This is a genomic window from Paenibacillus sp. D2_2, assembly GCF_031199965.1.
In the GTDB taxonomy this organism is placed as follows: domain Bacteria; phylum Bacillota; class Bacilli; order Paenibacillales; family Paenibacillaceae; genus Fontibacillus.
Genome location: NZ_CP133605.1, coordinates 1,548,831 through 1,571,442 on the forward strand (window position 1 = coordinate 1,548,831; position 22,612 = coordinate 1,571,442).

The window sequence follows — 22,612 nt, forward strand, 5'->3', positions numbered from 1 at the left end:
ATGAGAGGGGTAAGTGAGCGATGCTTGATTTCCTGATTCAATTAATAACGACGCCTGCAGTCATGCTCGGATTAGTCGCTTTGGTAGGCCTTCTAATCCAGCGCAAAAACGCCGCAGACGTCACGAAAGGGACCCTGAAGACCATACTGGGCGTATTGATCTTATCAGCAGGGGCAGGTGTTATCGTTCAATACTTGTCACCGTTCGCCACGATTTTTACCGAAGGATTCCATTTGACTGGAGTCGTTCCGTTCGATGAAGCTGTCATCGGGGCGTTGTCAGAAAAGGTACCCGAAATTGCCCGCAACGGTTCATTGATATTGGCACTAGGCTTTGTTACCAATATTATACTAGCCCGCTTCTCGCCTTACAAATATATCTTTCTTACGGGTCATATGTTGTGGATCATGTCGGGAGCCTTGGCTTGGGCTTTTTACGACCTGGGTTACTCGACCGTTCAAGCTGTGCTATGGGGATCAATGATTCAAGGCATAGCCTGTGTGCTGTTTCCGGCGCTCGCTCAGCCGATCATGCGCAAAATAACGGGCTCTAGCGATATCGGATACGGCCATTTTACAACAGCCGGTGTAGTATTGTCCGCGGGTGTCGGCAAATTGGTCGGCAATCCGAAGAAGAGCACGGAAGATATGAAAATGCCGAAAAGCTTGGAATTTTTCAAGGATACCGCAGTTTCCATATCTTGCGTCATGGTGCTCATCTATCTTATTTCAGTATTGATGGCCGGCCCTGAATTTGTGAAGACGATCAGCGACGGCCAGAACTGGATCGTGTTTGCGATCGTTCAAGGCTTGGGCTTTGCTGCTGGCGTACTCATTTTGCTGCAGGGAGTTAGGATGTTCCTAGGGGAAATTGTCCCAGCGTTCCGCGGTATTGCGCAAAAGCTCGTTCCTGGTGCAACGCCTGCGCTAGATTGTCCAGTCGTATTCGCCTTTGCACCGAACGCATTGATTATCGGCTTCTTGAGCAGTATTGTCGGCATGGTGATCGGCATGCTCGTTTCACGTACATTCGGCGAGGTCGTTCCGTTACCTTCCATTATAGGCGGGTTTTTCACTGGCGGGATCGCGGGCATATTCGGCAATGCGTTAGGAGGAAGACGGGGGGCGATTGTTTCCGGGGTGATTTACGGCCTTGTGTTAACGATACCGGTGGCCTTGTTCTTCCCGATGTATGGCCTCGAAACGTATGGCGTTACGGGGATTGCTCTTCTCTTGTCCGATGCGTTGATCGTGCTTTCAGGAGTGAAGCTGCTTGATTCGCTCCATATCCTGCCGATTGTCGTTCCAGTGATAATTGTAGCCTTAATCGCTTTGGGTGTGATTCGTAAGAGCCAAAAGCAAGGCAAATCAAAGACAGAGTCAGTCTAATAAAACGAAGATATTGAGACATAAAGGTGGGAGACATATGGTAGAGAAACGAACAGCGATCCGAAACGCAAACGGCTTGCATATGCGGCCTGCAACGGAGTTTGTCGATTGCGCATCCACTTTTGCCAGCAAAATCTCACTGGCGAAAGACGGCCTCGAAGTCGATGGCAAAAGTATGATAGGCGTTATTTCACTGGCAGTCGCATGCGGTGAAGAAATCGTGATCGCGGCGGAGGGCCCGGATGAGGTAGAGGCGCTCGCCGCTCTGGAGCGGGTTCTTGAAGAAATGAGGGAAGAGGAATGAACGCGATTCGCGGCATTGCGGCGGCGGAAGGGATTGCGATCGGTACGGCCCTGGTACTCCCCGATTTAGTTGGGGAGACGATTCAGGGGCGCCTACCAAAGCGGTGGAAAACCCAGAACGGGAAGTATCGAAATTGCTTCAAACGTTCGAAGAGGTTCAGCAAGAGCTGGAAGCGTTGTATGCCCAGGCGCAGGTCAAACTTGGAGAAGAGAGCGCCAAAATCGTAAAAGGTCAGATTCTGATGGCGAAGGATCGCTCTTGGATTGAAGGGATGACGCGCTTAATCGACGAACAAGGAATGTCTGCAACAAGCGCGGTACAGACGAAAGTAGACGAACTGCTTCGCCTGTTTGAATCGACGGACAATGCCTATATGCGAGAGAGAGCGAGCGACGTACGGGACCTCGGCAGCAGGTTGTTGCTGCGGCTGCAAGGAGAAGTTCGCGAAGAAGTTGAAGGGATAAGCGGACCCGTCATTTGGGTGGCCAATGATTTGCCTCCTTCGCTTACCGTCGGAATCGATGCGACTAAAGTTATGGCATGGGTGACGGAAACGGGCGGACGTACGTCTCACTCGTCCATTCTTGCCCGAACATTGGGTGTTCCCGCGGTTGTGGGGGCCGGTGATCTGGGAGAGCAGATTCGAACGGGACAGACGCTGATCGTGGACGGCGGCGCCGGTCTTGTCTATACGGATCCCGATCCGGAACTGCTGGACGAATACGAAGAAAAGCGGCGCGTATTGGCGGCAAAAGATAGCCAATTAGCACGTTGGAAAGATGAGCCGACTGTAACGGCCGACGGGAAGAGAATCGTTCTTCAAGCTAATATCGGCCATGCAGAGGAGGCAGAGGCTGCGCTGCGGCAGGGAGCTGAGGGGATCGGACTGTTCCGTTCTGAGTTTCTATTCATGCATCGCAACGATTTGCCATCCGAAGAGGAGCAATTTGCCGCATATAAGCAAGCCATCGAGACGATGGGAGGGAAGCCTGTCACGATCCGTACTTTAGATATCGGCGGCGACAAGGAACTTCCGTATCTTCAAATGCCTCGAGAACTCAATCCGTTTCTCGGTTATCGGGCGATACGGCTTTGTCTGGACCGGCCTCATTTGTTCCTGCAGCAACTTAGGGCCATTATGCGCGCCAGCAATTACGGTCAAGTCCGTCTTATGCTACCGATGATATGCGCGGCCGAAGAAATCCGGCAGACGCATCGCCTGATAGAGCAGGCAAGGATGGAGCTGACGCAGGAGGGAATTCCGTACGATCCACATATGAAAGTTGGGATCATGGTGGAAACACCGGCCGCTGCTTTGCTGATGGATCGGCTGGGGGCTATGGTCGATTTTGTTAGCATCGGGACGAACGATCTGGTGCAATATACGATGGCTTGCGACCGAATGAATGAATCGGTGTCGCATCTCTATCAACCCTATCATCCAGCGGTTCTTCGCCAAATTCATTATATTATTGAGCAAGCGCACCGCAATGACATAACCGTTTCCCTTTGTGGAGAGCTGGGTAGTGAGGCTTCAGCGCTTCCGTTGCTGATTGGAATGGGTCTTGACTCCATCAGCATGTCGGCTTCTTCCATCCTCGCCATACGGGAAACAGCGGCGTCGCTGGATAGCAAGGAATGCGAACGACTGGCCGCTTCCGCTTTACAATGTGTCGATCAGGAGGAAGTTCTATCTTTGCTTAAGTTAAAATGAATATTAAGCTATTGAGCGTTGAGTGGATGTTTCGCCAGCGCTCTTTTTATATCTTTTTATAGATTTCTGGTGATTCGTTTTGCATACTATTGCGAAAATAGTTAAAATTACATATTAAGTGCATCTTGATTATGTAAAACGAGGTAGGGGGAAGTCTTATTATGGAACGCATTCAAACAGAGAAACAGTACGAGGAACTGATTAATCGTGATCAATTGACTGTCATTAAATACGATGCCACATGGTGTCCAGACTGTAAGACGCTGGATAAATTTATGCCAGATATTATGGCTAAACATCAGGACAAAGAATTTTATGCGCTCGACGTGGAACAGCTTGAAGAGATTACGAGCAAAAATGAAGTACGCGGAATCCCAAGCCTTCTGGTGTATAAAAACGGGAGAAGATTGCTCATCTTCATAGTAAATATGCCAAAATGCCAAGCCAGATTTCCGAGTATCTAGAGACATTGGAATCGAAAATATAGAAGGATTCTATAGATTATAAAAAGCAGTCCAGGGATTATCTCCTGGACTGCTTTTTTAATAGCTAATTTATTAAGTCGCTGTCGAAAATAGCAGATACATCCATAATTTAGTGGTAATATAGATCTAATTGGAAAAGGATGCAGGTTCTAGAGATGGGGGCCGTTGGGGGTGGGAGGGCTTTTGATATCTTCTGATGTGAGGTAACAATCAATTTTCAGTGTCATAAAAGGTCATAAGAAGTACATAAGTAGTAACCGAAGAATAACAAAGCAGATAAAATAATGCGTTATTTAATAATTAGGAGGGTTTAATTATGGACGCAGGAAAACGCACAATAAACGAGATTTTCAATGGAAGCCGCATACTTGAAATTCCGTTTTTCCAACGCGCTTATGTCTGGGGCGAGGCCCAATGGGGACGAATTCTTGAGGATGTCGAAAATGTAAGCCGGACGCGCACTCCGTATTTTATGGGGTCTGTCATCTTAAAACAGCAACTGACGGATACATCAAGTACCGTCGGCGATGTTCGAACTGTTATCGACGGTCAACAACGGCTCACTACGCTGAGTATCATGTTGAAAGTGTTGTGTCTGAAAAATAATAGCTTACGGAAATTTGATAAGCGATTTCGGCTCGATGACGACAGCACCGTCCTTAAGCATAACCATAACGACATTGAGGCTTACAACGAAGTAATGGAGTTGAATGATATCAAGCCGACGACCCGCAAGGACAATATTTCCCGTGCCTATCAGTATTTCGTGAATAATCTTGACTCTAGCAAGGTAGACTTTGATACGATATGCCACGCCATCCTATTCGTAGGCATTGACCTTAATATTGAGGAAGACGAACAACAGATTTTCGATACTATCAACTCACTTGGCATTCGCTTAACCACCGCCGAACTCTTGAAGAATTACTTCTTCGGTCGCAATGATATTGCCGACTATAACAAATATTGGCGCGATGTATTTGAGAAAGATGAGGAAACAAAGGAATATTGGGACAGGGAGATCACAACCGGTAGAATGAAGAGGACTTTCATTGACCTATTCTTCTTCTCGTACTTGCAGATAAAAATACAGGACCATGCACTCAATGTAAATACCGAAGATAAACTGGCTTTTTCCAAGGTCGAGAAGCTGTTTGAATCGTACAAAAAGTTCATCAAGGATTACTTGGGTGGTGACAAGCATTCTATTCTTAAGGAAATCCGTGATTATGCAGCAGTGTTCAAGAAAGCGATTGATTCCGCTATTATTGATGCCGAACTTCCAGCGGCGGCTGGAATTGAGCGTCTTAACGCTGTGATGTTTGCATTGGATACCACCACGCTGATTCCATATCTTCTCTTTGTCGAGCGCAATGTGCAGGATACATCGGAGCGGAATGATTTGTACGCTTATCTGGAGTCGTACATTATGCGTCGCCTCGTTACCCGTGCTACGACAAAGAACTACAATCAGTTATTTGCTGACCGCCTGATATTAAATCGGGTGCTGTCAAAGGATGGGTTAATTAATTACCTTGGAGGTCAGGGTGACAAAGTCAATCGTATGCCTTCTGACGATGATGTTAAAAAAGCATTCTACGATGCATACCTCACCAACAAGTACGCCGCAGGCGTTCTTTACCTGATTGAGTCCAAGATTCGCAATCGCAATCTTCATTCAACGCAGCTACTGGGTATCAGCAAATACAGCCTTGAGCATATAATGCCCAAAAAGTGGAGAAATCACTGGGCCATTACTGGTGACAAGGCCGCCGCTGACTTCCGCGACCATAAGCTGCAGACCCTTGGAAATTTAACGATTATTACTCAGTCGCTGAACGCTTCTATTCGTGACGCTGACTGGACGACAAAAAAAGCAGGACAGAACAACAAGGGCGGTTTGAAGAAATATGCTGAAGGCATAGAAACGTTCTCTGCTTTTCTAGATAGCAATGTTTGGGATGAAACTGCTATTCAAGGTAGAGCCGATTTTCTTGCGACGAAAGCACTTGATACTTGGGGCATATAGCTGAGTCTAGTAATAGATGGTGGAATTGGTACGTGGAGAAAGCGAAGGGGATACAAGTGAAGAAGTATGCAGGCAGTTGGAATTTGTTCGAAATCGTCTGGTTTGTTTTGTTTACTTTGATTGCTGTTGGGTTTACGGTCCTTTCCAAGGATTCTTTTTTGGTTTCACGGTCTTTATCACTGGGGTGCTATGCGTGGTGCTCGCGGCGAAGGGGAAGCTGATGAGTTATGTCTATGGCATGTATAATACCATCGGTTATGCCTATTTGGCTTATATCAACGGTTTATTTGGAGAGGTTATGCTGAATATGCTTTTCTTTGTCCCTATGAATGTCGTTGGCTTCTACATGTGGAGGAAGAATCTTCAGGGCGGCAAGCTGTCTATGCGCCAGATGGGGCTTAAAGGCATACTCCTCGTGGGGGTGATCTGTATAGCAGGTTCCCTACTGCTGGGGTTTAGCTTGTCGTTTATTCCGGGCAAAATTCGCCTTACATCGATGCTATAACGACGGTGTTATCCGTTGTGGCTACGATTCTGATGGTGAGAAGATTCAAGGAACAATGGCTCGTCTATATCGTGCTTAATATGTTCACGGTGTTGCTATGGGTGATCCGGATGCTGGATGGCAGTGGTGAGGGCCTGATGATGATCGTGATGTGGAGTGCATATCTGGTTAATGCGGGTTACGGCTACTATAACTGGAACAAAGGGGCAAAGGAGGCGTTGGCATGAAGAAGCTTGGATTAACACTTGGGAAGTTCGCCCCGCTGCATAAAGGGCATCAGTTCATGATCGAGACGGCGCTGCAAGAGGTCGACGAATTGATCGTCGTGATTTACGATACGACAGTTACCCCGATTCCGCTTCCCATTCGGGCAAACTGGATTCGCAAACTCTATCCTTCTGTTCGGGTCATCGAAGCTTGGGATGGGCCGGAAGGATACTCAAGCGACAGGGAGTATGAGATTCGGGAAGAGCAGTATATTCTGGGGCTATTGAAGGGCGAGCAAGTGACCCATTTTTATTCGAGCGAGTTTTATGGCAGGCATATGAGCATCGCTTTGGGCGCGGTGGACCTGCGGGTGGATGAAGCCCGCCAGCGTGTGCAGATTTCGGCCACAATGGTCCGTTCCGACCCTCACAAATATCGGGAATTTGTCAGTGATATCGTGTACAGGGATTTAATCACGAAAGTGGTTTTTGTAGGTGCGATGTCGACTGGCAAGTCAACGATCACCGAAGCGTTAGCCCGGCAGTACCGGACAACTTTTGCTAGCGAGTACGGACGAGATTATTGGACCGAGCACCAGGTGGATCGCCGCATCGGCTTGGATGCGTTTAATGAAATCGCAGTGGGCCATATTGAGCGGGAAGAGCAGGCATTGCTGGAAGCAAATCGGTATCTTTTCGTCGATACGAACGCGATTACGACTTATATGTTTGCCTTGGATTACCATGGACGTGCTCCGGAACTCCTTACTCGGACCGCGCTGGAAAACGCACAGCGGTATGATTTATTTTTTCTGTGTGATGATGATATTCCTTACGACGATACATGGGATCGCAGCGGGGATCAGAAACGGCATATTTTCCACAAGCAAATTATCGCGGATTTAAAAGAGCGGCGAATTCCATTCATCACGTTAAGAGGAACACTTGCGGAACGCATGCTTAAGGTAGACGAAGTGCTCAAGAAGTTTGAGCCCTACCGCAACTATTTCGGAGAGCTGCATAACTAGAAGAAAGAACCAGGAGACGAATCCGTTGGATTTGTTGTTCCGCTGGGGAAATGGGTGCAGCCGGGACGCCCTCAAAAATCGCCTACTTGTGATATGCTGAACCGTATCACAAATGACGCGAAATAGTAGATATACCATTTAATGAAACTAATCTATGGCTTTCTAATTGATCGTAACGAACCTCTAGTAAATAGAGGTTTTTTACATTAATTCAAAAAACAGGATTTTACAGATGGGTTGTCGAATAAAGGGGAATTATCATATCGCATGAATTGAGGAGGAAAAACAGTATGAACATTCAGATAACTAACTGTAACAATATTGATAATGGTTCAGTTAACTTAGTAGAAGGTCGCCTTAATATTAAATATGCCATAAATGGAACAGGCAAATCAACATTAGCAAAATCAATAGAACTACGTGAATCGCCGGAACAATTAAAAAATTTAGTTCCGTACAAGTATTTAATGGAAAATCCAGTTTTGGCAGATCATCAACCAGTCGTGGGAATCACTCCGAGTATTAATAAAGTATCTATTTTTAATGAGGAAACAATAAACCAATATACATTTTTACCAGACGATTTATTAGCAAATAGTTTTGAGATACTTATTAAGACAGAAGACTATGAAATTCGGATGAGGAAGATTCAAATATTAATTAAGGAAATCCAAGATGCTTTTAAAGACAATCCTGATCTGGATCAACTTATTGCTGAACTCAGCACTTTTATTTCTGGATTCGGGAATGCACAGAATGGGTATTCTAAAACCGGCTCTATTGGTAAGGGCTTAGCTAAAGGAAATAAAGTCGCCAATGTACCAGCGGAATTGGTACAGTATGCTCCTTATATCCAGAGTGAAATGAATGCTAGCTGGTTAGCATGGCAAAGCAAAGGATCTCCATATCTAGAGGTTGCAAATAAATGCCCCTATTGTGCTGAAAATTTAGAAGCTGAAAAAAAGCAAGTCGTTCAACAAGTGGCAGTGGAATACGATTCGAAATATATAGCAGAGCTTCAAAAAATGTTAGGTGTATTTAAAGCACTTGAAAAATACTTTACCGAAACCGTTAAAGAGAAAATTAACAAACTTTCAAATAGTAGCATATCTTTTAGTCCAGAAGAAATAAATTTTTTAAAAGAAATCAAGAGTCAGGTGGTTATTCTTTACAATAAACTGTTTGAAATAAAAAACCTTAACTTTGAAACTTTAAAAGATGTTGATGCTGTTGTTGTTTCTCTGAACGATAAAAGAATTGATTTGGCTATGTTAGGTCATATCAACTCAACTTACTCAAACGAACGCATTTCTGTTGTGAATAGTGCACTAGCTAATGTCATTACCCAGGCTGGGCAACTTCAAGGTGAGATCAACCAACAAAAGAATCTTATTCGAAAAACAATAGAGAAGTACCATAAAGAAATAAATGGTTTCTTAGAAAGTGCGGGATACAATTATCAAATATCAATAATCGAAAACCAAGATAAGAGTACCTATCGTATGGTTCTTTTAAGTAAAGAAAACACTACACAAGTCAATAATGTAAAACTACATTTGAGTTACGGAGAAAGAAATGCTTTTGCTTTAGTATTATTTATGTACAGGGCTATTAAGGAAAACCCCGACCTGGTTATTTTGGATGACCCAATATCTTCATTTGATAAGAACAAAAAGTATGCAATTATGGAAATGCTATTTCAAGGTGCTGGGACCCTTCAAGGTAAAACGGTATTGATGCTTACACATGACTTTGATCCAATTGTAGACTTAATTAATACTTCTAGCATCCGTTGTAGATTCAATCCCATTCCAGTTGCAGCGTTTCTCTATAATAAAGAGGGAACTTTACATGAAAAAGAGATTAGTCCATCAGATATTTTATCTTTCTTTGAGATAGCTAACATTAATATAGCTGGTGATATTGATGAAATTAATAAGCTTATATATTTGCGTAGGCGTTTAGAAGCATGTGGCGAAAAGGGACTAGCTTGGCAATTGCTTTCAAATGTATTTCATCCGGATAGAACAATTCCATTATTGCAAAGTACAGATGGAAATCGTCAAATGGCAGAAGTTGAGATTGCTGAAGCTACTGAAACTATAAAAAAAGAAATACCCGAATTTGAATATAACAGAGTTTACTGTAGGGCACATGATAAGGTGCAGATGATAACTTTGTATAATTCTGTTACTAGTGGCTATGAAAAAATACAGTTGTATCGGTTGATAAATCACGGACAGATATCAGATACTATTTTCAAGAAGTTTGTTGATGAAGCATACCACATTGAAAGCGATAGTTTATTTCAATTAAATCCCACGGAGTTTCCTACTATACCTGAATATATTATTAAACTTTGCGATAATGGTATTGCATTATTAGAAGAGCAGATATAGATATGAACCGATAGGTATAATTGTGCAGATAAATCAATATACTTTCTTGTATAGATTCTTATAAGGAAGTGGTTACATTGATAGTTAGCTATAACTTCGACTGCACCTGGGATATACATAAAAAGAGAGAATTTCCCACCTGCTATTGGAGCGCATTTCTTTACTCGCTGGAGCTGAACTGATTGATAAGATAGTTCGTATTAACCTTAGCGATAAAGAACGTTTTAGGGAGGAAATAACAGGAGGCGAGTTTCTGCTATTCGATGTAAACTATGCTGCTTTATACTTTGTCGAATCATCAAATATAAAAAAATACAGTTTGGTGTTAGATAAAAATATTTTACTTTCTATGTTAAAACCAGGAGCAGGGCAATCGTTTTTTGATAACTTGATTTTAGATATCAAAAATGCAATTCGAAATAACTAATTAGTAGTTTTAATGTGCTACTCTTTGTATACACATTGGAGAAACCACCTGGGTTATCCGACAAATTTTAAGAGTGTATTTTTCATTAAGAGGGTGTCAATTATTCTAGCTAATAATTCGCCGTTAGAGTGATACGCTGAACCGTATCACAAGTAACGGCAAGTTTTTTCGGAAAATCCCGTAGTTCGTTGAAAGAGGCTTTGTTGTGCATGGGTTGGGGAAGGACTGCTTACTCTGAAAAAACTTGTTTTAGAGTTCACTTCGAGCGAAATTACATAGCCTACACGAAGAAGGGGCCGACTAGCTGGTATGAAGAGGGAAACAGAGTTGTTCAACCAGGTAGAACGATTCTGTTGTTTCATCCCGGTGACGACAACGGCGAAGGAGGAGAGCTTGAGACATACTTTCCGGGACTATTCGGTCCGCCTTCAGTAGGTACCCCGATACTTGATAAGATTCAAGAGAGATTTGAAACGAGTGGTCTAACTAACATTGAAAATGTCTACCTTGAAAGAAATCGTTTGGATCCCAACTCCTGAAGATGTGGTTGAAATGGTTTGCTTTGGGCAAAGTGACGGATTTAGAAAATATGTTAGAGACGAATGTTACAATCGGATCGTTTCACAATTTGAAAAACACTCAAGTGAAAAGGGAATAAAGACGACAGGGTTCTACTATTTAATTCAAGCAAACGCAACCTAATTTTTGGGGGCTATCCGTCAGGGTAGCCCCTTTTCCAATAACTTGACGTTACAGACATTGCGGTGGGTTTCTAAGAGTTGCTTATGCCGTGTTTGTTTGTAATTTGCTCACTTTGGTTGGGCTGGCCCTTACCCTTGGTGATCAAGTCGCGAAGGCTGCCGCTTATGTAGATGCCCCAGGAGTCTGTGCAGACGTCGTAGTACTCATACTCGGGAACGAGGCCTACGTGGGTAAATCGAACTTCTGTTTTACCTTCCTTCTTGGCGATTTTAAAGACAATGTCGGTATCCTTCCACTCGTTCTTATCCTTTACGAAGTTAAAGTAGTTGTCTGTAATGTGCCAAACAACCTTTTTACCTGGAATAAGTTCGGTGATTTGGATGGTGCAGCGGTGAATATCTTGGTAGTGGTGCTTAAATTCGCCGAGTTCGTCGGTAGTGCCCTCAATATCCTCTGACCACCATCCGCGGACGTTATTGATGGCGGTGAAGACTTCTTCGGGGCTTTGGTCCACCGTAAAAAAAGTACTGTAACTTTGATTCATGCAAGTTATCTCCCCTCGTTAATTATTGACCACACACAGAGTATAAATCCTGTACTTGCAAAATACAAGTATAAACTTGCAAAATGCAAGCACGAATTGTATAATCATCTCATGAAAAAGCGACCTTCCACAGTTTGTCCAATCGTATATGCGCTCGACATATGGGGTGATCCCTGGAGCCTAGTCATACTTCGTGACGTCCTTATCTATAACAAGCGGTATTACCGCGAGTTTCTTGCTTCACGCGAGCACATCTCAACTAATATTTTGAGCGCACGGCTCGTATCACTCGTTGAAGCAGGTCTGCTCGTCAAGATAGAAGGAGATTCAAACCGCGCACAAACCATGTATCGACCAACGCAAAAGGCACTTGACCTGTTTCCGGTCGTGTTTGCCATTATGCATTGGGGCCTGAAATACAATCCAAATACCGATATGAGTATTCCGATCATGCAGGAACTAACAACAAACGAAAAAGGGCTGGAGCTTCGCCTTTTGCAGAATTTCGACGATATTACATTATAAACATCGCGTCGCAATTCCTACGTTCTTATGCCATGAAAATAGATGCATAGGGAGAAAGTATCAATATCGAGTCTAGAAGCGAACGGATTTTCCCTTAGGGGAAGATCCGTTTTATTTATTCTATCCATACCCAAATGCCTGCTAATTATGATATCTTAAATTGGAAAAATATGCAGATACATCGATCTAATGAGGTGAATCCAATGGTAAAAAAATAAAATGAGAATATCTATATGAAAACTAAAAATAGGCATGTAGATGTTCTCTTCAAAATGAAATTAAATTATAGAGGAGAATGGACATGCTAAATAAATTAAGCGAATCTATCTATTATTTATCTAACCAAAATGATAAAGAAAGACCGACATTAGGGTTAGTCTGCGGGGATAAATATAGTCTAGTAATCGACGGTGGGAATTCAGTTCAACATGCGAATGATTTTTTGCGTGAGATTGAGAGTTTAAATGTACCACCGATAAAATATTTGGTCGTAACACATGCACATTGGGATCACTTTTTGGGGATGAATGAATATAACGCTACGATCATTGTTAATAGTCTAACGTATGAAATTATGAATAAATGGCGGGGCTATTCTTATGATGATCATTCTCTCGAAGAGTATAAGAATTCCAAGATGATGGATTCGTTGTGTGTAGACATCATTAAGAATGAAATACCAAACAGAGACTCATTTCAATTAAACTATCCAGATATTATTTTTGAAGATTCTCTTAAGCTGGATTTGGGGAATAAGGTATGTATCCTAGAGAGAATAAGAAGCACTCATACGGATGACTCAACAGTTGTTTATATACCGGATGAGAAGACCATTTTTCTAGGAGATAGCGTCTATTGCACAACTACGAATTCTTTATTTCATTTTAAACAATCTAAGCTATTAACTATGATTGAGGATATTCAGAAATATGATGCGGTTCATTTCTTACTAGGTCATGAATCAATTTGTGACTTAGCTGAGATGAATTCATATTGGAATGACCTCATTTCAGCTAGCAAAGCCGCAGATTCTACATCATTAGAGAGGGCTTTAGAATCTTTTGAAGCAGATCATAAACGGAAACCAAATGAAGATGAACTGTTCTTCTTAAAAGCTTTTGTCAATGATCAAATATTAAGGTCGCAGTTATAGGGGAAGTGCCCAAACTGTTTTACTGAAAATGGAATAGGATGGTGTGTGTTTTAAAAACAAGGAGGGATACACACTTGGGTGAAGTATTTGGCGGTGTAGGCGGTGTAGGTTATAGCTGTGGCGGTGGATTAGGGACTTCAACTGCAGCGATTCTGGTTCTGTTCATCCTGCTCGTAATCATTTCAATGGCCTTTGTATTTTAATTACTCTGGCTATTAATGCATCGGTACGAAAAATCCCACTTACCTTAATCGGTAGGTGGGATTATTTTTGTTCCTATTACGATAATAGAAAAGTCAACGCACCCCCAGCCACCGAGAATAATACAACCATCCACGGAGGAATCTTCCACAGCATAAGAAGCGCGAAAGCAGCAAGTGCCAGACAGAAGTCGTAAGGGGTGTGAATGGCTTTAATCCACACTGGATTATACAGAGCGGCAAGCAGGATACCGACAACGGCAGCGTTAATGCCTTCGAAGACCGACTGGAAATTGGGGCGGCGGCGAATCGTGTCCCAGTATGGCAAAGTGCCGATAACTAATAGAAAAAAAGGGAGAAACATCGCAAATAAAGCAACTACAGCACCTGCCCATCCGTTCATTACGGTTCCTAAGTAAGCTGAGAAGGTGAATAGAGGACCCGGTACGGCTTGTGCTGCCCCGTATCCCGCTAGAAATTGGGCATCTGTCAACCAACCTGAGGGGACCATCTCTGCCTGGAGTATAGGAAGTACGACATGACCTCCGCCAAATACTAGCGAGCCTGCGCGATAAAAGGTATCAAACAACGCTAGCCAACGAGATTGAACGACTGTTCGCAATAACGGCAATCCGATCAATAGTCCAAAAAATAAGATCCAGGCGATAACGGCAGTTCGACGGCTAATCGCGGTATTTATGTGATGATGGGGAGTTTCTGTAATTTCCGACTTCGCCAGAAATAATCGCCGAACAGCCCGGCAACAGCGATAAGTATTAGCTGTGTATAAGCAGAAGGCATTAATAAGGTGATGATAGCAACTAGTATGGCAATGGTACCTCGAGTACGATCGGGGCGAGGTTCCGCGCCATTCCCCAAACTGCCTGTGCGACGATGGCAACAGCTGCGATCATTAATCCGTGCAACCAACCAGCGCTTCCAACATCGTAATTCATTATTGCGTAGGCAAAGAACGCTAGCGCCAGTGCTGAAGGCAAAGTAAATCCGATCCAGGAGGCTATCCCACCAAGCAACCCACCACGCATCATGCCGATAGAAATTCCTACTTGGCTGCTCGCAGGTCCCGGGAGGAACTGGCATAGGGCAACTAGATCGGCATAGCTTTTTCATCCAGCCATTTTCTCCGTTTCACATACTCTTCGCGAAAATACCCTAAATGGGCGATAGGCCCGCCAAAGGATGTTAGCCCGAGCTTCGTAGATGCACCGAGTATTTCGAGAATCGCACCTTTTCTCTGCTTTCCTATTGGAGGTTTAGATTGCGAAGTTCCCTTTGTTTGTATGGTCATCTCTAATTCTCGACCTCATCTCAAGATTATGGAATTTCATGTGTTGCTCCTGTGAATTATATATCAACATTATTCCGTAATTATTAAATGGAGTAATCTGTTATGTAAAAACATTGTTATCCCTCTTTGAATTGTTCCTTGAGTTCCTTATACGCAGACTCTAAAAAAGGATGTACAACTTTAAGATAATTTTTGTTGTCAAATAAGTATTTGATGTAGGCGTATGAAGCAGCGTCTATTGATTCCTGTAAGGAATGTTCAATTTGATTTATATATGGTGGACAACCATCTTGATCCCACTCGATTTTATCTGCTACAAATAGTACCTTGTCTATCATTGAAGCATTCGATTTTAGCGTTGTATGGCAAGCTATAGCGCTTATGATCTCTTTATCATGTACTTCAAAAATATCCGTAGCCATTACTCCGGATATTTTTTGGTGAATAATCATAGGGAAAATCTCTTCTTCTTTCAATACTTCTAATCCCAAGGTTTTTGCTACAATAACTCGTTCAGAGTTTGGAAAAATAGCGCTGACATCATGAAGATATCCAGCAACTTTTGCTTTGTAGGGATCGACGCCGTAAATTTTAGCCAGTTGCTCTGCTTTTCTCCCCACTTTCAAACAGTGCTCTGCAGTCTTTTGATGCCCATTTACTATTAGAAAATGATAGAAGTCAGTTTCAATATCTCCGGTCATGGAGACATTCAACATAAATGCATCGAATAATGGATTCATATCTTCACACCATCCTTTGTATCAAAATTAACATATAAAAATCCCCCATCCAGCACTAATAAGGAGCAATCAAGTCCTCTTGCTGAATGGGGAAAGAGTGGCTATTAAGCCTGTTGTATCTCGTTGAAAGAGAGATTTTGTATATTAACTATTCTCCAGAATCGTGTTCAGCGTCGTACGGTCAAGACCCTTGACGAGCTTAGTCAACAATTCTTTAGCCGCAGCGTAATCATCCGTGTGGATGATGGATGACGAGGTATGGATGTAACGGGAGCAAATACCGATGACTGTTGAAGGCACGCCGCTACCACTCAGATGAACTTGACCAGCATCCGTTCCGCCTGGGGAGACGAAATATTGATACTTGATCTTATTCGTATCTGCCGTGTCCTGAATATATTCAACCATGCCGCGATGGGTGAGCATCGTAGGATCGTAAATCCGTAGCAAGGCACCTCCGCCTAGCTGTCCGAATGCTTTCTTGTCTCCGGTCGTGTCGTTAGCCGCACTGGCGTCAAGACCGAAGAAGATGTCAGGTTGGATCATGTTGGCGGAAGTCCGTGCTCCGCGTAGACCCAACTCCTCTTGAACGGTAGTTCCGCAGTATAGTGTATTCGGCAACTTCTCTTTGTGGAGTGCTTCCATTAGCTCGATGGCCAAGCCTACACCGTAACGGTTATCCCACGCTTTAGCCATGATTTTCTTCGGATTAACCATTGGTGTAAATTCGCAGATTGGCACGATTTGCTGTCCTGGGCGAACGCCTGCCGCTTCCGCCTGCTCACGACTATCAGCACCGATATCCAGATACATCGTCTTCAGGTCTACCCGTTGCTGCGATCTGCTTCACTTAGCAGGTGAGTCGGCGTTGAGCCTACGACACCGATGATTCTGCCTTGCGGTGTAATAATTTGTAGGCGCTGTGCCAATACAGCCTGGCTCCACCAGCCGCCAAGCGGTTGGAAGGACACCATCCCATGATCGCTAATACCCGTGGTCATGAAGCCAACTTCGTCCAAATGACCGGCTACCATAACTTTAGGTCCGTTGTCGTCTCCACGCAAAACCCCGAAGATACTGCCTAGATTATCCTGTGGAAATTCTGAAGTATAGGCCGACATCTTTCTTTCACAAGGGCACGCAGTTCACGTTCAAAGCCAGGTGCCGCAGGAAATTCGGTGAGTTGCTTGAATAGCTCCAGCGTTTTATTATCCATTTTGTATCTCTCCTTGCGGTTAATTTAAGTACGAGTCCGCTTCCTGATTTACTTCTTAGGTCAGAAGCAGTCTTTTTTGAACAACCTCTTTAAGTATGTACCATCTTGCTTATATTGTCTATTTGTGACTGTTAGAGGTTGTTTAAAAAGCTTTGGTGCTGAATGATGACGCGATTTAGATTGTAACGGTTGCCATAACGGCTAATCATCACAAAATGATAGTTTTATACATCTAACGGTTGTCATACGCGCTAATCAAGAAGTATCAGTAGTATTTCTGGTAAAATCCCGAAATAACCTCTGTAGTAACCGTTAAAAGTATAAACATTACAAAAACAACGATTTAACCTCGTTAGCAACCGTTAGAGTGAGATGGAGATCGATTGTCTCTTGATGTGATGGGATAAGCCCAAGTCTAGGCAAATAACGAACATTGGTAGTACCCAGAGCATATACTGCGGGTAAGTTAAGGATAAATTGGGAGGCAAACGAAGATGGGGCGTTACTCCAAAGACTGGATCGTGATCTGCCTGCTGTTTATATTACTCATCATTTTACTGCAGTGTTTATAGAGGTTGTTTAAAAAGTTCCCCTTTGATCACGAAGTAAATCATGAAGCTATTCGACATCGAATCTTGAATTCAGCCGGGCCTTCCGGTGCTCACGTACCAACTACGTACGCTCCGCTCCTCAGGCCCTAGCTTCATCCAACCTTCTCGGTGCTGAAAGTTTAACTTTTTAAACACATATTTATTGAGGTTGTTGGATACACGGATTTATCGAGAATACCTTAGAAAGACAGTGTTCCTCAGGCAACTGGGGGCACTGTTTTTTTACTGTTCAGACGGATATGGATGATTTACCAAACATAACAAGCCGCGATGTGGCAAATAATGAATATGCAGCGTCAGGAGAGGAATTAATTTGTAAGCAAGGAGGGTCATTAGTGCCAACCAAGACAAAGTCAGGTGCCCGGTTCAGGTTGAACTCTATTACTTTGACAGAACAGGACTATAAGCAGATTGCTGATTCCCATAAGCCGAAGACGAATATCTTCAAGAACTGCCTGAAGGCCTTTTTGGTCGGGGCTTCATTTGCTTCATTGGACAGTGTATCCAGCAGCTATTCATGACCTTTGCCGGGATGTCCTCAAAGGAAGCGAGCAGTCCGACTGTTGCGGTATTAATCATTATAGCTGTTATTCTGACATCGCTTGGCGTATACGACAAGATCGCACAGTGGGCAGGCGCTGGATCAGCTGTTCCGGTTACCGGATTTGCCAACTCGATGTGTTCCTCGGCGATTGAATCACGGGCAGAGGGGCTGGTACTTGGCGTAGGTGCCAATATGTTTAAATTAGCCGGCTCTGTCATCGTATTCGGTGTGGTAGCAGCTTTCATCGTCGGGATCGTACATGTGATTCTCGGCCTAGGGGGACGCATTAAGATGCTGATTGGCTCACAAACCTGGGAGTTCCGCAGCAAACCGGTGATTATTGGAGCAGCGACCGTAGTTGGCCCAGAAGAGGGGACGGGCCACTCATGTCAAGCTTCGATTTTATTTACGATAATCTGGAGATCGATGAGAAGACCTGGGAGAAAGCAGAGCGCAAGTTGCTTCAACACGCTTCTTCGCTGGCACTTGTACACGCAGGCATTACTAAGGAGCAGCTCCAATTCTTTATCGGCGGAGATTTGATGAATCAGATTATTAGTGCGACCTTCGCTGCGCGTGATATTGCCGCTCCATATCTCGGAGTCTTCGGTGCCTGCTCAACTTCGATGGAGAGCCTTGCTATAGCGGCCATGATCGTAGATGCTGGGGGAGCCAAATATGCAATGGCTGGAACGACCAGTCATAACTGTTCGGTGGAGAAGCAGTTCCGCTATCCGACGGAATACGGATCACAGAAGCCTGCGACAGCCCAATATACAATTACCGGATCTGGCTGTGCCGTAGTCTCCTCATCAGGTGTTGGACCTCGCATTACTCATGCAACGATAGGACGGATTCAGGATATGGGGATCAAGGACCCTTTCAATATGGGAGCGGCAATGGCTCCGGCAGCGGCTGATACGATCACTGCACATTTTCGTGATACAGGGCGGGGCCAGAGGACTACGACTTAATCGTAACTGGAGATTTGGCATCAGTTGGACATGCTATCGTTAAGGATGTTCTTAGCAAAGACGGACTATCCATGGATAAGACGGAATTCAATGATTGCGGACTGATGGTCTTTGATCGGGACAGGCAGAAATTTGCGATGGCTGGAGGTAGCGGCTGCGGATGCTCTGCTGTGGTTACTTATGGGCATATTCTGAAGAAAATGAAACAAAAAGAGCTGGACCGCGTGTTGGTTGTCGCGACGGGTGCACTTCAATCCCCATTAACCTTTCAGCAAGGGGAGAGTATTCCGTGTATTGCCCATGCGGTAGCTCTAGAAAGGGAGGTAGGGTCAGCATGATTTTTCTGTGGGCTTTTATCGTTGGAGGGCTGTTCTGTGTAGTTGGGCAAATCATGTTCGATGTATTTAAATTAACTCCGCACATACGATGAGTACTCTTGTTGTGGTCGGGGCATTGATGGATGCATTCGGGCTATATGATCCGCTCATTAAATTTGCTGGGGCAGGAGCTTCGGTTCCGATCACAAGCTTCGGTAACGCACTAGTTCATGGTGCACTCACAGAACTGCAGCGGGATGGCTGGATTGGTGTTATTACCGGGATTTTCGAGGTTACCAGCGCCGGTATTTCGGCAGCGATTATTTTCTCCTTCCTTGCTGCACTTGTCGTTCGACCGAAGGGATAAGGCTGTCATATACCATTCAAACGATGCAAAGAGCGAACTCGAAGCCATTTCGGCGGAGTATCGCTCTTTTTTCTTATGTATACTTTGTCTAGTGAAATCATGTAAAATAGGTAGATATAGGATATCCAGTGATTGGGAGGGGAACAAGCTTATGCCTGTAAATGAACCATTTATGAGAGCGTTATCTGCCATCCGTGATAATCTACAGACTTGTATACTTGGCAAATCATTTGAGATCGAGCTTCTGTTAACGACATTGCTAGCCGGCGGGCATGTACTTATAGAGGATGTTCCCGGAACCGGAAAGACCCAACTAATTAAGGCTCTGAGCAAATCAATCAATGGAGATTATCGTAGGATACAGTGTAATCCCGATATTCTGCCAAGTGATATAACGGGCGTTTCCGTATTCCATCCACATGAGGAGCGCTTTGTGTTCCGACCAGGTCCGATCATGACCAACATACTGCTGGTGGACGAGATTAACCGGGCGACAACGAAGACCCAATCGGCATTGCTAGAAGTCATGGAAGAACGCAGCGTTACCGCAGACGGCGTAACCTATGATCTTCCCCATCCTTTTATGCTGTGTGCCACCCAGAATCCGATCGATTTTGAAGGAACATACCATCTTCCGGAAGCTCAGCTTGACCGCTTCATGATGAGGATTCAACTCGGTTATCCCGATGCTGTGACAGAGAAGAATATGCTGTATTCACATGAGCATGGTCAGCCTGTTGATCAATTGAGACCAGTGACCACGATGGAAGAGATCGGGCAAATGCAGCAGCATATTCGCGGCGTTCATGCGAGCGATATTGTGACGGATTATCTGCTTGAGATCGTACGGCGTACGAGAGAGCATGCGGATGTTCTGCTCGGCGCTTCGCCTCGGGCCTCGATTGCTTTCCTGACTGCGGTTAAGTCATTTGCTTACCTGCAGGGCCGCGATTTTGTCTTGCCAGACGACATCAAAATCTTAGCTCCTTATGTCCTAGGCCATCGGATCTTACTGCGTCCGGAGTCCAGATTTGGTAATATGAGCGGAAGCCAAGTACTTCTCCAGATCCTGCGGCAGACTCAGGTGCCTGTAGCAGTGGGGAGATAACGATGCGGGTGATGTTGAATGCAGTAAGATCGGGTCTATCGTCCCGCAACGTTTGGAAAGCGTCTTCAATTTGGTTCATTTGTCTGTTATATGTATTGTTTCAGGGTGGTAAGACGTCGTTCATGCTGTTCACAATGATTAACGTGCTTGCGCTCTATTGGATCATTTGCAGTATCGCTGGCGTGAAGCGGGTTAGAGGACAACGCAGTCTATCGCTGAACGGTGAATCAACAGGGAAGCAGGCTATTCAAGCCGGGAGCCAGGTTGAGGTAAAATTGAAACTTCAATTACCTATTTTCATCATGCTTCCTTATTTAATTGTAAGTGAGAAATTGTACCGGCATAACGGCGATTCCTGGAAGTATGAGGATAGTATAGTGCCACGTTTGGGTGGTCATTCGGAGCTAATCTATCAGACGCCGCAACTGGAACGAGGCAAATACAGCTTCCGAGCAACCGAATGCCGTTCCAAGGATATTTTCGGTCTGTTGGAGCATGAAGGATCTTTTCAAACAGAGGGGGAGTTCTACGTGCTTCCTCGTACGATCTTCATCCCTCGCTGGCAATTATTCAGCCACAACTCCCGCTATTCAGGCCCTGAGACCACGATTCTACAGTCACGCCGCGAGACAACGCAAATTAATGGGGTAAGGGATTATATATACGGGGACCGGATTTCAAGAATCCATTGGAATGCTACTGCGAAGACGGGTTCATGGAAATCAAAAGAATTTGAGCGTGAATCGATTCCGAAGTCCATGATCGTACTGGATGCCCATGCTGCCAATTATATAAATCAGGAGCAGTTCGAGCTTGCCGTATCAACTGTTGCCTCACTACTGGAGTATGGAGGCCGGGAGAGAATCAATATGGGACTGTGTATTCTTGGCAAAGAGGTATGGGGCAGTGCTCCGACAGAAAGCCAGTTCGAGCGTCAGCAAATGCTGCATCAATTAGTGGATATTAGTCCGGAAGGTGCCGGCAATTATAAGGCGAGGTTAGAACAGCGTAAGGGACTGTTCCCTGTTGGGGCGTTCTTTATTATAGTTACTCCACTTGCGGACGAGCCTCTGTTCGAAATGCTTCGCTGGGCCAAGGGTCATCAAATGACGCCTTACCATATTCATATCGGCAGGTCTATTAGGATCGCGGATTCACGAGCACATTCCGGAACCTTATATAATCCTCAGGGCGTTGCCGGCATCAAAATATCAGCTCTAACTGATCTTCCCGTATTGTTAGGGGGTGGCTAGGGTTGAAGCATTCGAATGGATCGGTTTATTGGTATCGCATCTTGATGATGATATGGGTTGTAATACTGGGGATGCAATGGGTTAGCTTTACAGATCCGATTTGGTTCCAAGAGACAACCGATATCGTAACCTGGACACTAATCATCGTGGCGGCGATCGATCTTCTACCATTAGCTTCCCTAATACGACATATCGGTAAGTTGATCTCTATTGTTATTATTTGCCGGGTTATGCTGATCAAGTATGGAATCTACATGCCGTACGGACGGCTCTTTCCGGATCAGATCATACAAATGCTCACTGAGTTTGTCCCATATATCTGGTTCGCCCTAATAACCTGGCTTGTTATGGAACTTATACTCAGAATGCTGCGTACGCGAAGACATGTGCTATTGTTTTTGGCAGCGGATTTGATCGCTTTTGCCATTCTGGACTCTTTTACTCCTTATCATTTATGGAAAAATGTAGCCTGGACAGTCTTTGCCAGGTCTCGGCTGGCTTGTCTGTCTTCATCTGCGTGATTATCAATTATCTTACCCGTACGGCTGGCGTAGGCTTCGAAAG

Annotated in this window: 17 protein-coding genes and 7 pseudogenes; 20 read left to right on the forward strand and 4 right to left on the reverse strand. The window is 44.4% G+C overall.

The window, feature by feature from the left end; all coding sequences use genetic code 11:
* Positions 1–20 precede the first annotated feature (20 nt).
* The 11 genes and pseudogenes from RE628_RS07710 to RE628_RS07760 all read left to right on the forward strand — a co-directional run bounded on the left by RE628_RS07710 (position 21) and on the right by RE628_RS07760 (position 11,187).
* A complete protein-coding gene (locus RE628_RS07710) occupies positions 21–1,388 on the forward strand; it encodes a PTS ascorbate transporter subunit IIC (RefSeq protein WP_309158230.1) in 1,368 nt (455 codons plus the stop codon).
* A gap of 37 nt (positions 1,389–1,425) precedes the next feature.
* Positions 1,426–1,692: an HPr family phosphocarrier protein gene (locus tag RE628_RS07715; RefSeq protein ID WP_309158231.1), complete on the forward strand. Its 267-nt coding sequence runs from the start codon at positions 1,426–1,428 to the stop codon at positions 1,690–1,692.
* A gap of 103 nt (positions 1,693–1,795) precedes the next feature.
* The gene (ptsP, locus tag RE628_RS07720; RefSeq protein WP_309158232.1) at positions 1,796–3,406 is read left to right on the forward strand and encodes a phosphoenolpyruvate--protein phosphotransferase; all 1,611 of its coding nucleotides are present in this window, start codon (positions 1,796–1,798) and stop codon (positions 3,404–3,406) included.
* 161 nt (positions 3,407–3,567) lie between these two features.
* Positions 3,568–3,893 (forward strand): annotated as a pseudogene (locus tag RE628_RS07725) (thioredoxin family protein).
* A gap of 314 nt (positions 3,894–4,207) precedes the next feature.
* Positions 4,208–5,920 carry a DUF262 domain-containing protein gene (locus RE628_RS07730; RefSeq protein ID WP_309158233.1) on the forward strand — a complete coding sequence of 571 codons (1,713 nt, stop codon included), beginning with the start codon at positions 4,208–4,210 and terminating at the stop codon, positions 5,918–5,920.
* A 220-nt stretch (positions 5,921–6,140) separates the two neighbouring features.
* Positions 6,141–6,652: pseudogene (gene pnuC / locus RE628_RS07735) on the forward strand (nicotinamide riboside transporter PnuC).
* Positions 6,649–7,659 carry an AAA family ATPase gene (locus RE628_RS07740; protein WP_309158234.1) on the forward strand — a complete coding sequence of 337 codons (1,011 nt, stop codon included), beginning with the start codon at positions 6,649–6,651 and terminating at the stop codon, positions 7,657–7,659. The pseudogene pnuC and the gene RE628_RS07740 overlap by 4 nt, the downstream one beginning before the upstream one ends.
* 290 nt (positions 7,660–7,949) lie before the next feature.
* Positions 7,950–10,058, forward strand: a complete 2,109-nt coding sequence (locus RE628_RS07745; protein WP_309158235.1) for an AAA family ATPase — start codon at positions 7,950–7,952, stop codon at positions 10,056–10,058.
* 145 nt (positions 10,059–10,203) lie between these two features.
* Positions 10,204–10,485 (forward strand): hypothetical protein, encoded by a 282-nt coding sequence (locus RE628_RS07750; protein ID WP_309158236.1) that lies wholly within the window; start codon positions 10,204–10,206, stop codon positions 10,483–10,485.
* A 309-nt stretch (positions 10,486–10,794) separates the two neighbouring features.
* Positions 10,795–10,920 carry a hypothetical protein gene (locus RE628_RS07755; protein ID WP_309158237.1) on the forward strand — a complete coding sequence of 42 codons (126 nt, stop codon included), beginning with the start codon at positions 10,795–10,797 and terminating at the stop codon, positions 10,918–10,920.
* A 63-nt stretch (positions 10,921–10,983) separates the two neighbouring features.
* Positions 10,984–11,187 carry a hypothetical protein gene (locus RE628_RS07760; protein ID WP_309158238.1) on the forward strand — a complete coding sequence of 68 codons (204 nt, stop codon included), beginning with the start codon at positions 10,984–10,986 and terminating at the stop codon, positions 11,185–11,187.
* Positions 11,188–11,257: 70 nt separating this feature from the next.
* Here the strand turns inward: RE628_RS07760 and RE628_RS07765 are convergent, their stop codons facing one another.
* Positions 11,258–11,731 (reverse strand): SRPBCC family protein, encoded by a 474-nt coding sequence (locus RE628_RS07765; RefSeq protein WP_309158239.1) that lies wholly within the window; start codon positions 11,729–11,731, stop codon positions 11,258–11,260.
* Between the two features lie 111 nt (positions 11,732–11,842).
* Between RE628_RS07765 and RE628_RS07770 the strand changes: the two genes are divergently transcribed.
* The 3 genes from RE628_RS07770 (at position 11,843) to RE628_RS07780 (ending at position 13,612) form a co-directional block, all read left to right on the forward strand.
* Positions 11,843–12,256, forward strand: coding sequence for a winged helix-turn-helix transcriptional regulator (locus tag RE628_RS07770; RefSeq protein ID WP_309158240.1), 414 nt, complete (start codon positions 11,843–11,845; stop codon positions 12,254–12,256).
* 301 nt (positions 12,257–12,557) lie between these two features.
* Positions 12,558–13,409 (forward strand): MBL fold metallo-hydrolase, encoded by an 852-nt coding sequence (locus tag RE628_RS07775; protein WP_309158241.1) that lies wholly within the window; start codon positions 12,558–12,560, stop codon positions 13,407–13,409.
* A gap of 74 nt (positions 13,410–13,483) precedes the next feature.
* Complete coding sequence (locus RE628_RS07780) at positions 13,484–13,612, forward strand: YjcZ family sporulation protein (RefSeq protein WP_309158242.1); 129 nt, start codon at positions 13,484–13,486, stop codon at positions 13,610–13,612.
* 76 nt (positions 13,613–13,688) lie between these two features.
* Here RE628_RS07780 and RE628_RS07785 read toward each other — a convergent pair.
* The 3 genes and pseudogenes from RE628_RS07785 to RE628_RS07795 all read right to left on the reverse strand — a co-directional run bounded on the left by RE628_RS07785 (position 13,689) and on the right by RE628_RS07795 (position 16,874).
* Positions 13,689–14,918: pseudogene (locus RE628_RS07785) on the reverse strand (chromate transporter).
* A 116-nt stretch (positions 14,919–15,034) separates the two neighbouring features.
* Positions 15,035–15,658, reverse strand: a complete 624-nt coding sequence (yqeK, locus tag RE628_RS07790) for a bis(5'-nucleosyl)-tetraphosphatase (symmetrical) YqeK (protein WP_309158243.1) — start codon at positions 15,656–15,658, stop codon at positions 15,035–15,037.
* Between the two features lie 144 nt (positions 15,659–15,802).
* A pseudogene (locus RE628_RS07795) lies at positions 15,803–16,874 on the reverse strand (M42 family metallopeptidase).
* 946 nt (positions 16,875–17,820) lie between these two features.
* Here RE628_RS07795 and spoVAC point away from each other — a divergent pair.
* From spoVAC to RE628_RS07825, 6 genes and pseudogenes are all read left to right on the forward strand, one after another.
* A pseudogene (gene spoVAC / locus RE628_RS07800) lies at positions 17,821–18,311 on the forward strand (stage V sporulation protein AC); the annotation flags it as partial.
* 9 nt (positions 18,312–18,320) lie between these two features.
* Positions 18,321–19,341, forward strand: a pseudogene (spoVAD, locus tag RE628_RS07805) (stage V sporulation protein AD).
* Positions 19,338–19,687, forward strand: a pseudogene (gene spoVAE / locus RE628_RS07810) (stage V sporulation protein AE). Before spoVAD ends, spoVAE begins: the two co-directional pseudogenes overlap by 4 nt.
* A 151-nt stretch (positions 19,688–19,838) precedes the next feature.
* Positions 19,839–20,795, forward strand: a complete 957-nt coding sequence (locus tag RE628_RS07815) for an AAA family ATPase (protein ID WP_309158244.1) — start codon at positions 19,839–19,841, stop codon at positions 20,793–20,795.
* Positions 20,796–20,797: 2 nt separating this feature from the next.
* The gene (locus RE628_RS07820; protein ID WP_309158245.1) at positions 20,798–22,048 is read left to right on the forward strand and encodes a DUF58 domain-containing protein; all 1,251 of its coding nucleotides are present in this window, start codon (positions 20,798–20,800) and stop codon (positions 22,046–22,048) included.
* 2 nt (positions 22,049–22,050) lie between these two features.
* Positions 22,051–22,569 (forward strand): hypothetical protein, encoded by a 519-nt coding sequence (locus tag RE628_RS07825; protein WP_309158246.1) that lies wholly within the window; start codon positions 22,051–22,053, stop codon positions 22,567–22,569.
* Positions 22,570–22,612: the final 43 nt, after the last annotated feature.